We start from the raw sequence: 11,628 nt of genomic DNA, 5'->3' as shown, positions 1-11,628 counted from the left end.
ATGATTATTTTTGTTTATGACAATAGCTTTGAGGGGCTCTTAACAGCTATATATGAAGCATATTATACCGATATAAAGCCTAGAGCAATAGTTTCAGATGAATATTATGAACCTAACCTTATAGACAATAGAATCTATATTGAAAGTGATATAACTAAATCAAACAAGGTATATGAAGCAATTAAAAAGAAGATTTCTCAAGATGCTCTAAGGCATGTTTATCATGTCTTTCTTTCTGAGCTAAAGGAGGCACCAACGGTTATATACAAATACCTACTAATAGCCTTTAGGATGGGCTATCAGGTGGATTTTCTGTTAACAAATCAACATGTATTAAATATGCATAAAATTAGTAAAAAGGTAAGTCGTGAAAAGCATAGGATGTTGGGACTTACCCGATTTCAATTGATTAAAGAGGATTTTTACTATGCACCTATCGAACCTGACTATCATATTATAGGATTGCTGGCGCCTCATTTTGCTAATCGGATGGCAGATCAACATTGGATGATACATGATGTAAAAAGAGGAGCTGCTGCTGTGTACGATAAAAAGGAATGGTTTTTGACGGAGGTTGATATGAAGCTACAGGCATCAGTAGGGGCAGAAGAGGAATTGTATCAAGAACTATGGAAAACATATTTTAAAAGTATATCAATAAGTGAAAGAAGAAATCCTAAACTCCAAAAAAACTTTATGCCTACTAGGTATTGGAAATTTTTAACTGAAAAGAAGCAATCTTGATTGGTAAAAACATGCCCTATATGCTAAAATAGTTTTAAAATAGATTTTAACTGCATCAGGGGGACTAATGATGATAAAACAACATTTTTCAAAGGACAAAAAAAATGAAGTTTTATTTCTATTCAGTGGTTTAATTCTATTAAAGCTATTAGTTTTTCATAGCTTTATTGGAATTGAACGAAATTATATTGCTATTTCAGTTTTAAATACTTTTACAGTAATGGCAATATTAATAATGACTTCGCTATTAAAAACTGTAAATAGATTTAAAACCTTTTTAATAATAAATATTATAATATCCTTTCTTTTTTTTGCTAATAGCTTATATTTTAGACATTTTGGTACGGTACTACCTATTCATATCATTTACCAAATACGCCATTTAAGAGGAGTAGGGGGAAGTATTTATTCTATTTTGAGGCTTCAATACCTTTTGTTCTTTATAGATATAGTTCCTCTAATGTGGTACTTTAATCGCAAATATAAGGGCAGAAGCACCCTCTCAACGAGACCAAGACATGCCCTTACATTATTAATGGCCTTTGTAATGGTATTCACCTCAGTATTTGGGCATTTTATGCTTAAAAGAACAGATGATGTGATTCTAACACCATATAACCTTGGTGTGATAAATTATCACATATATGATATTCTTAAAGCATTTAGAAACGAAACAATTCCCGCTGGTTTTGCCAATGTTATAGAAGAGGTTATTATAGAAGAAACTGATCTATATGAAAGGGAATATACCGGGTTAATAGCTGGAAGAAATATTATTGTAATTCAAGCCGAATCGCTACAAGCCTTTGTTATTAATGAAGATATTAATGGACAGCCCATAACTCCTGTCCTTAATCAGCTGATAAAAGAAGACAGTTTTTACTTCTCCCAATATTATGAACAGGTGGGGTGGGGAAACACCTCAGACGCAGAGTTTGTATCCCACAATGGTCTTCATTCATCCTTAAAAAACTATAGCTATAAAAGCTATGAAGGCAAAAACCTTATATCTCTGCCTAATGTTTTGAAGGAAGAAGGTTATAGTACTATTGTATTTCACGGTAATGAACCTGAGTTTTGGAATCGAAGAACAATGTATCCGTATATGGGCTTCGACACATTTATAAGCACAGAGGATTTAATAGAAGATGAAGTAATAGGCATGGGGTTAAGCGATAAGTCTCTTTTTAAACAAGCGATTCCATATTTAAGTGCTATTGATCAGCCCTTTTACTCCTTCTTTATTACATTAACCTCCCATTATCCCTTTTTAATGGAGGAGGACCATAAGACCTTATTTGTCCCAGAACCTTATCAAGACACAATTTTTGGTGACTATATTCATACTGTGAACTACTTAGATAGGTCAATAGGTGAATTAATCAACGACTTAAAGGAAGCAGGTCTTTATGAAAATTCAGTAATAGTAATTTATGGAGATCATCATGGACTAAAAACACAGGACGAAGAAACTCTAGCCCTTTTGGAAGATTTCCTTGATAAAGAGCTTCGAGTGGATGAAATGCTTATGGTGCCTTTAATCATTCATGTTCCTGATGGTGATATCAACGAAGAAATTACAATAGCTGGTGGGATGATTGATTTCTTTCCCACCATGGCAAATCTACTTAACATTACTATAGAAAATACCCATCAAATGGGTAAAGATCTCTTAAATAACAAAGAGGGATTTGTTGCAACCTTCATTCATACAGCTATGGGGTCCTTTATAGATAATGACAAGGTATTTATAATGTCGAAGGATGGAGTTTTTGAAAATAGTAGTGGGTGGAATAAACTTACTGGAGAAGAAATGGATTTAGAAGATTTTAGGGCGGGGTACCAAAGGGCTTTGGTTGAGATATATTTATCAGAATTTATTTTGGAAAATGATCTATTACCGTTGGTGGGTCCGCTAGATATATTAAAGATACTTGAAGAAAGAGAATAAAAAAAGCACTGTTGATTTTTCAACAGTGCTTTTGAATTATACTTTTTACTTAAATACGTCTATAATTCCTTGTACGAATACTATTGCAATAGCTATTGGTGCAACCCATTTAACTAGGAAGCCCCATACTTTCATCATTGGGAAGCTGATTTTACCGTCATTTGTAACTTCCTTGTAGGCATTATCAAGTCCCCAAACCCATCCGATGAAGATACATAATAGCAATCCACCTAATGGTAATAAGATATTACTTGCAACAAAGTCTACAGAGTCTAAAATATCTAAACCAGGAATTATTGTAACTTTTTCCCATACACCGATACCTAATGAAGATGGTATACCCATTAAGAATATTAGTCCACCAAAAACTATACTTGCTTTTTTACGATTCCATTTCTTTTCGTCTACGACATATGCAACAACAACCTCCAGTAGAGATATTGAAGAAGTTAAAGCTGCAAATAATACAAGTACGAAGAATAAAACTCCGAATAAAGAACCTAAAGGCATTTGAGAAAATACTGCAGGTAATGTGATAAATAATAGTCCTGCGCCTCCCTCTGGGTCAAATCCAAAGGCAAATACTGCTGGAAGAATTGCAAGACCAGCGATTAAAGCGATAGCTGTATCTAATAATGGAATTTGTAAAGAACTATCAATAAGGTTTTCTTCTTTATTTAAATAACTACCATATGTGATCATAGTACCCATACCTAAGCTTAGGGAGAAGAATACTTGACCTAATGCAGATAATACTACTCCACCAGTTATTTTAGAGAAGTCTGGTACTAATAAGAACTTAACACCTTCAAATGCTCCTGGTAAAGTTAAAGAACGGAACATAATAAGAATCATCATAACAAATAGTGCAGGCATTAATATTTTTGAATACTTTTCTATACCACCCTTAACACCACCAATAACAATACCTAAAGTAAGAATCATAAAAATAGCATGATAAATAAGTGGTTCTGTAGGGTTTGTAATGAATCCTCCGAATATTCCGCCTAAAACCTCTGGGTCAGCAATTGTAAAGGCACCTGTAAGAGCTTGTACAATATACTTAATTACCCATCCACCAATAACACTGTAGAAAGAAAGAATTAGAAAACCGGCTATAACTCCAAGTCCACCAACCCATGCCCATTTTTCTTTAAGCTTTCTATAGGCACCAACAGGGCTTAACTGTGTATGTCTACCAAGAGTTAACTCTGCCATCATTAGAGTAAAACCAACAAGAACTAAGATTGCAAAATATAGGAATACGAATGCGCCCCCACCATTGGCTCCTGCCATAAAAGGGAATCTCCAGATATTACCTAATCCTACTGCTGATCCAGCGGCTGCTAAAATAAAGCCTATTTTAGAACCCCATTGATCTCTTTGTTGAATCTGATTGTCTTTCATTTAAATCCTCCTCGCTTTTGAATTTTGGCTCATAAATATATAAGAGCTATTTACTCCCAGCCCCTAGATTAAAGGGGGCTTAGGAAAAAATTGTTATACTTATTAAAATATTTTAAGCTAAAAGCAAAATAAAATTATGAATCTTCTTTAAACATAGATGCATATAATAATTAGTGTTGTTCAAAGAATATTATAATATTCAGAAAACGCATACCTTTATAGTATATTATTATATTATTGTTGTTTAAAATATGCAAGGGTTAATATATTAACAAATCAGAAAATTTAAACATAATGCCCTCGAGCTATTGAAATTACAAACAATGGAAATATATAGGCGGTAGTGCTTCGATAATATTTAACCAAAATTATGTATTTTTAAATTTTTATATACAAAAATATTGTTCTGTATAATTGAAATAAAAAAGCACCGCTTTGCAACGGTGCTCTTAATCTAAAAGTCTATTTGAAGAATACGTCGTACCAGCCAACAACCATTACTACAGCAATGCCGATTGGAACAAGGTACTTGATTAATACATCAAACCATCCACCAATAAATATTTTTCCTCTGTTTTTATTGGCATCTTCTTTAAGCTTTTTAGCTGTATATACATGACCTGCAAAAACAGCTGTTAATAAACCACCAAGAGGTAATAGGATACTTTCTTGGAAAATATCTAATACATCAAAGAATGGCATTCCAAACATTTGGAAATCGACTTCATTCATACTGATGGTGGCAGGAATACCAACAGCGAAGATTAATCCACCAATTATTAAAGAAGCTTTCTTTCTATCCCAACCTTTTTCATCAACAACCCATGCAACAACAACCTCTAATAAAGATATTGCTGATGTCAATGCAGCAACTGTCAATAGCAAGAAGAATGCTGCACCGAATATAGTTCCACCAGGCATAGCAGCGAAAACTCCAGGTAAAGTCATAAATGCTAAACCAGCGCCAGAAGCTGGGTCGAAGCCTAAAGCAAACACTGCTGGGAATATTGCAAAACCAGCCATTAATGCAATAGCTGTATCTAGGCCAACAACCCAAGCGGCATTATCAGCTATTTCTTCTTTATCACTTAAGTAGCTACCATAAGTAATCATACAGCCCATACCTAAGCTTAGAGTAAAGAAGGCTTGACCAACGGCACCAAGAATTGATTGACCGCTTAACTCACTGAAATCAGGAGTTAAATAGAAGGCAATACCTGCACCTGCGCCAGGTAGAGTCATTGATCTAAATACTAAAGCCAATAATAATACAAATAGTGCAGGCATTAATATTTTAACTGTTCTTTCTATACCTTTAACAACACCAGCAGCGATAACGGCTAGGGTGATTACCATAAAGACTGCATGCCACAATACAGTCGCAACAGGGTTTGTTATATGACCAACGAAGGTTCCTACGTAGTCTGTACCCGCTCCTAGAGCACCACTAATGGTTTTAAAGAAGTAGGACATAGCCCATCCTGCAACAACAGAATAGAAGGATAAGATAACGAATCCTGCTAATACTCCTAAAGCACCAGTAATCCACCAAGGACTATTTGGAGCTAAACTCCTAAAGGCACCAATTGCATTTTTGTGGGTTTTTTGACCTAAAGACATTTCTGTAATCATCATAGGATAACCAATTAAAAATATAATTACAAGATAAACGATAACAAATGCTGCCCCTCCATTTGTTCCTACTACATACGGGAATCTCCAAATATTACCTAGACCAACTGCAGAACCAGCAGCTGCAAGAATAAAAGCTATACGGGAGCCCCACTGCTCTCTAGTACCCTCATTAAGAGTCTTAGTTTGGTTTGAATTCATGGCAAAATCTCCTTTCATTTGAAATTATAAACAATAATTACTAAAAGCTCCCTTCCCCGAGAAATCACCTCCTGTAAGCTTATTGAGCCCTTTAACAGCCTAATATAAAGTATGTATTATTTAATAAGAAATTTAAGTTGTTAAAAGGTTCTGAAAATTTGAAATATTTTATATTTAAATAATTATACAACTGCAAAGCCATATATGCAAGTGTTAAATATTTAACATACATCTATTAATTTCAGTTAACAACTGGTAAAATGTTGTATTTATTTAGGTGAAACGTTTTCATAGGCCTTAAGGATATTTATAAAGTTAATGGATAAAATGGGAAGGTTTTTAAAAACATATAACGAATATAATCTATTATTAGATGGTTAAAATTAAATGGAAAGGAAGATACACTCATGAAGTCTTTAATTCGTATAAGAATGAGTATGCACGATGCCCACTATGGAGGTAACCTTGTAGATGGAGCTAAAATGCTTCAATTGTTTGGTGATGTAGCCACAGAGCTTTTAATCAGACAAGATGGTGACGAGGGTCTTTTTGTTGCCTATGAAAGCGTAGAGTTTAAAGCACCTGTATATGCAGGAGACTATATTGAAGCAGAAGGAGAAATCACTCATATCGGCAATAGCTCAAGAAAAATGAGCTTTGAGGCTAGAAAAGTAATTATCCCAAGACCAGATATTAATGAATCTGCTTGTGATGTTTTGGAAGAGCCTATAGTCGTATGTAGGGCAGTAGGCACCTGTGTAGTGCCAAAGGATAAACAGAGAAAGTAAATGGAGGTATTTTTATGGAAAAATTAATTATCACTGCTGCTCTTACAGGAGCTGAAGTTACTCGTGAATTACAGCCTAGTCTACCAGTATCACCAGATGAGATAGCAGAAGCTGCATTCGATTGCTATAAAGCAGGGGCTTCTATTGTTCATGTTCACGCCAGGGATGAAAATGGAAACCCTACACAATCTTTTGATATATATAAGGAAATAAAAGAAAAAATTCAAGCAAAATGCAATGTCATTTTCCAACCCTCTACAGGTGGCGCAGTATGGCATACACCTGATGAAAGACTACAGCCTGTTGAGCTTAAGCCTGAAATGGCGACCCTCAGCTGTGGAACCTGCAACTTTGGTAGTGAAGTATTTATGAATACTGAAGAATATATTGAGAAATTTGCATATAGAATGAAGGAACTGGGCGTAAAGCCAGAGCTGGAAATCTTTGAACGAGGCATGATTGATAATGCAATGAAGCTAGTGAAGAAAGGATTTCTAAAGGAGCCCCTACATTTTGACTTCGTGCTTGGAGTACCAGGAGCATGCCCAGCCACTCCAGAGGATTTAATGCATATGATTCGCTTCATACCTAAAGGCTCAACCTGGACTATTGCCGGTATTGGCAGACATGAATTGCCACTGTCGGTTATGGGTATTATACTAGGAGGTCATGTTAGGGTAGGCTTCGAGGATAATATTTATTATGAAAAGGGGAGATTGGCAACCTCTAATGCACAATTAGTTGAACGTATAGCTAGAATTGCTAGGGAAATGGGTAGAGAAGTTGCAACACCAGACGAAGCCCGTGATATATTAGGAATTGGGAGGTAATATCATATGAAGTTTTTCATCGATACTGCTAACATTAATGAAATAAAAGAAATTGCAGAATGGGGAATTTTAGATGGAGTAACAACTAATCCTTCACTAATTGCAAAGGAAGGAAGAGACTTAAAGGAAGTAATAAGAGAGATAACTGAGCTGGTGGATGGCCCCATAAGTGCAGAGGTTATAAGTTTGATTTCAGAAGAAATGGTTGAGGAAGCTAAAGAGCTGGTAAAAATCCATAGCAATGTAGTAATTAAGGTTCCCATGACAGAGGAGGGGCTAAAGGCTGTAAAAGTCCTTTCGCAGATGGGAATAAAATCAAATGTGACTTTAGTCTTTTCAGCAGCCCAAGCCCTTTTGGCAGCTAAGGCAGGAGCAACCTATGTTAGTCCATTTTTAGGAAGGCTTGACGATATCGGCCATGAGGGAATGGGATTGATACGGGAAATAGTGACAATCTTTGCTATGCATAATATTTCTACTGAAATTTTGAGTGCCAGTATTAGACATAGTATACATGTAATTGAAGCAGCTAAGGCTGGCTCAGATATAGCAACTGTTCCCTATGCTGTTTTTAAGCAAATGCTGAAGCATCCTTTAACAGATAGCGGAATAGAACGATTTTTAAAGGATTGGGAGAATGCCAAGTAAATAACAACAAGTTAGAATAGAAAGTTGAAAGTGAAAAGAAAACTATGATAGGGCCGACAGATTCGGTCCTTTGATTTTTCGCAATAATTTCTAATTTTTGATTATTGATTTGCAATTTTCCATTTTCAATAATTTTCCCTTTGGTTACTCTTTATTAATTATTCATAGTCTCTATTATTCCTTACTAATTACTCATTGTTTTTATTACTCATTGTTTTTATTACTCATTACTAATTACTAATTACTAATTACTAATTACTCATTGCTTTAATTACTCATTGCTCTAATTACTGATTATTTCTTTTTTACAGTTGTGTTATAATATTCCTAATATCAGAAGTCGATGGGAGTGTTTTTTTATGACTAATACTAATGAAGATTTAATTCCCAAAGCAATTGGTCAGGCAGAGCTAATAATGGATAAGAATACAATTGAATGGTTTTACAAGATATTTGATCCTATACCAGTATCTATGATATTGGTGGATGAAGAGACTAACATCATGATGATTAATAACGAATTTTGTAGGTTTCTGGAAGTGACAAAGGAGGAGGCCATAGGCAAGAAGGTTGAAGAAATTAATCCTAACTCTCGATTTCCTTTAGTCATGAAAACCAAAAAGTCGGAAATTGCTTGGAAGCACACCTTTGCCAATGGACATACTGCTATTGTACATAGAATTCCTATCCTAAATAATGAAGGCGAGGTCCTCTACGGGTTTGGAATGGTTTTATTTGATAATATGGAAGAATTTCAAAATATAATAGTTAAGAATAAGCTGCTTCAAACAGAAATAAAACACTATAAGCAGGTTCTTCAAAAAATTCAAGGGGCTTATTACAGCTGGGATAATATCATAGGACGAAGCAGAAAGACAGCACAGGCGAAGGAATTTGGGAAAAAAGCTTCGAAAACAGGCTCAACAGTTTTAATTACAGGAGAAAGTGGTACTGGTAAAGAGCTATTTGCCCACGCTATACATAATGAAAGCAGAAGAAGCCATCAGCCCTTTATTAAAGTAAATTGTGGGGCTATTCCCCATGACCTCCTTGAATCAGAGCTATTTGGATATGAAGAAGGAGCCTTTACTGGGGCAAAAAAGGGAGGTAAGGTTGGTAAATTCGAATTTGCTGAGGGTGGCAGTATTTTTTTAGACGAAATAGGAGACATGCCATTGAAGATGCAGGTTAAGCTTTTAAGGGTTTTGCAAGAAAAGGAAATAGAGCGGATTGGAGCAGCCAATCCCATTAAAATAGATGTAAGAATTATAGCAGCTACAAATAAAAACTTGAAAGAATTAGTTGAAAAGGGAGAGTTCAGAGAGGATTTATATTATAGGTTGAATGTAATGACCATAGAAGTACCCCCCTTAAGGGAAAGATTAGAAGATATAGAGGCTTTAACAAAGAGTCTATTGGAGAAGCTCTCAAGTAAGCTTGGTATATATGTCGATGGCATAGATAAGGATGCATTGGATATTTTAAAGACATACAGCTGGCCTGGCAATGTTAGGGAATTGGAAAATGTACTGGAAAGGGCCATGAATTTAGGTGAAGAAGGAAAAATACTATCAATGCATTTACCGGGATATATAACAAAGAAAGAAGCCCATATCAAGTCAAATGTAATACATAGACAATTAAGCGAGATAATAGAAGAAGTGGAAAGAGAAACAATTATTCGATATATAAAGGATACAAAAGGAAATAAGTTAAAAACCGCAAAGCTGCTGGGGATATCTAGATCTAGCCTTTATGATAAAATGGAACGCTACAACATTACTGTATGATTATCAGACACTAGTTAATAAATTAATAGCTTATACAGTAAATACTGAATTTCGGATAAACCTCTGAAAATCAGTATTTTTTTCATCCATCACTGGCTTAAACATGATTTATTAATAAGAAATTATAAAAGCTAAATACTGTGCAAAAAATATACAGCTGTACAGAAAAAATACATAATATCACTTAACACAATAAAAACGTTTTCCTAAATTGCTAATAATTTCTATGTAAATTATACTTCAAAATATAACTTTTAATTGAAATATGAACATTTGACTACTTGTAAATTACATTTAATAAAAATCTATAATAGCAATTTTTATATTTTGGCATAGGCCTTGCTTATATATAGGGTGCAGTAATAATTATATAAAAAAAGAAATTAAAAAATTAAGGGGGAATACACTTTGAGTAGAAAAGCATTATCATTACTTTTAGTTATTATGATGACAGCAGTAATGTTCTTAACTGGCTGTGGCAGCAGTGATACAGCAGGTGATGAAACTGGCCCAATTAAAATAGGGGGCTTGACTTCCTTAAGTGGTGCATTACAGGATTATGGTGATCAAATGCAAAAAGGCTTTATGCTTGGGCTAGAGTATGCTACTGATGGAACCATGGAGGTGGCAGGAAGAAAGATAGAAGTGATTTGGGAAGACACGACAACTGTGCCAGAGGTTGCAAGGGAGAGGGCTATTAAGCTACTGGATGAAGAGAAAGTAGATTTAATCGTTGGTCCAGCCTCCTCTTCAGATGCTTTTGCAATATTAGAGCTTGCAGAGGAATTCCAAAAGATTCTAATGATTGAACCAGCCGCCGCAGACTTTTTAACAGGTCCAAGCTGGAATAGGTATATATTCCGTACCGGAAGAAACTCAGCACAGGATGCTGCAGCTATGGCGGATGTAATCACAACCAATAAGCCTGGCGCAAAGGTAGCAACCTTAGCACCAGATAGTGCCTTTGGTAGAGCAATGGTGGACCCATTTGTGCAAGCTTTAGCAGATAAAGGTGGAGACTTAATTCAACAGGAGTTCCCTCCTGCTGAGACTACAGATTTTACATCCTACATTCTAAGAATTAGAGAAGCAGCTCCTGATTATGTATATGTTATTTGGGCAGGGGCCAATAATCCTTGGAGTCAGTTGATGGAGCTTAACCTAGAGCAGTATGGTATACAAATAACAACTGGAGCACCAGAAATAGCAGCATTAAGGTCTATGTCACCAATGGTGGGTATGACTGGATTCACTGTATATTACAATAGTGTACCAGAAAACCCAGTAAATGATTGGCTGGTAGAAAATCATAAAGAAAAATATAATGCTCCTCCAGATATTTTTACATCCGGTGGGATGGCAGCGGCTATTGCAGTTGTTACTGCTTTAGAAAAGACTGGTGGAAATACAGATACAGAAGCATTAATTGAAGCATTAAGAGGTATGGAATTTGAAAGTCCAACAGGAAAGCGTTACTTTAGAGAAGATGATCATCAGGCAATTCAGCCTTTATTTGAAATTGAACTGACGGAGGGTTCAGATCATCCTATTCCAAAGCTCCTGCGTGTGATTCCAGCAGAAGATATTGCACCACCAATTAGTGTACCAGCTGATGCTAAAAGATAGAAAACCTTGTT

Annotated in this window: 9 protein-coding genes; 7 read left to right on the top strand and 2 right to left on the bottom strand. The window is 35.4% G+C overall.

Annotation, left to right across the window (positions count from 1 at the left end; genetic code table 11):
* Both BLP68_RS00280 and BLP68_RS00275 read left to right on the top strand, forming a co-directional pair.
* The gene (locus BLP68_RS00280; RefSeq protein WP_091538606.1) at positions 1–744 is read left to right on the top strand and encodes a TIGR03915 family putative DNA repair protein; all 744 of its coding nucleotides are present in this window, start codon (positions 1–3) and stop codon (positions 742–744) included.
* 70 nt (positions 745–814) lie between these two features.
* Positions 815–2,695, top strand: a complete 1,881-nt coding sequence (locus BLP68_RS00275) for an LTA synthase family protein (protein WP_176758788.1) — start codon at positions 815–817, stop codon at positions 2,693–2,695.
* Between the two features lie 45 nt (positions 2,696–2,740).
* On the opposite strand, the gene BLP68_RS00270 is transcribed toward BLP68_RS00275, so the two are convergent.
* Entirely contained in the window at positions 2,741–4,102 is a 1,362-nt protein-coding gene (locus BLP68_RS00270; protein ID WP_091538601.1) for a sodium-dependent transporter, read from the bottom strand.
* A 462-nt stretch (positions 4,103–4,564) separates the two neighbouring features.
* On the bottom strand, positions 4,565–5,935 hold the full coding sequence (locus BLP68_RS00265; protein ID WP_091538598.1) for a sodium-dependent transporter: 1,371 nt from the start codon (positions 5,933–5,935) through the stop codon (positions 4,565–4,567).
* A gap of 407 nt (positions 5,936–6,342) precedes the next feature.
* Between BLP68_RS00265 and kal the strand changes: the two genes are divergently transcribed.
* The 5 genes from kal (at position 6,343) to BLP68_RS00240 (ending at position 11,617) form a co-directional block, all read left to right on the top strand.
* Complete coding sequence (kal, locus tag BLP68_RS00260) at positions 6,343–6,723, top strand: 3-aminobutyryl-CoA ammonia lyase (RefSeq protein WP_091538595.1); 381 nt, start codon at positions 6,343–6,345, stop codon at positions 6,721–6,723.
* 14 nt (positions 6,724–6,737) lie between these two features.
* A complete protein-coding gene (gene kce, locus BLP68_RS00255) occupies positions 6,738–7,553 on the top strand; it encodes a 3-keto-5-aminohexanoate cleavage enzyme (protein WP_091538592.1) in 816 nt (271 codons plus the stop codon).
* 6 nt (positions 7,554–7,559) lie between these two features.
* Entirely contained in the window at positions 7,560–8,201 is a 642-nt protein-coding gene (fsa, locus tag BLP68_RS00250) for a fructose-6-phosphate aldolase (protein WP_091538589.1), read from the top strand.
* A gap of 359 nt (positions 8,202–8,560) precedes the next feature.
* Entirely contained in the window at positions 8,561–9,991 is a 1,431-nt protein-coding gene (locus tag BLP68_RS00245; RefSeq protein WP_091538588.1) for a sigma-54 interaction domain-containing protein, read from the top strand.
* Positions 9,992–10,399: 408 nt separating this feature from the next.
* Positions 10,400–11,617 carry a substrate-binding domain-containing protein gene (locus BLP68_RS00240; RefSeq protein WP_207647854.1) on the top strand — a complete coding sequence of 406 codons (1,218 nt, stop codon included), beginning with the start codon at positions 10,400–10,402 and terminating at the stop codon, positions 11,615–11,617.
* Positions 11,618–11,628 lie beyond the last annotated feature (11 nt).

Origin of the sequence: Alkaliphilus peptidifermentans DSM 18978, from assembly GCF_900101495.1 — a bacterium.
Taxonomy (GTDB): domain Bacteria; phylum Bacillota; class Clostridia; order Peptostreptococcales; family Natronincolaceae; genus Alkaliphilus_C; species Alkaliphilus_C peptidifermentans.
Note: the sequence above shows the minus strand (reverse complement) of the source record. Positions and strands in the feature narration are given on the sequence as shown.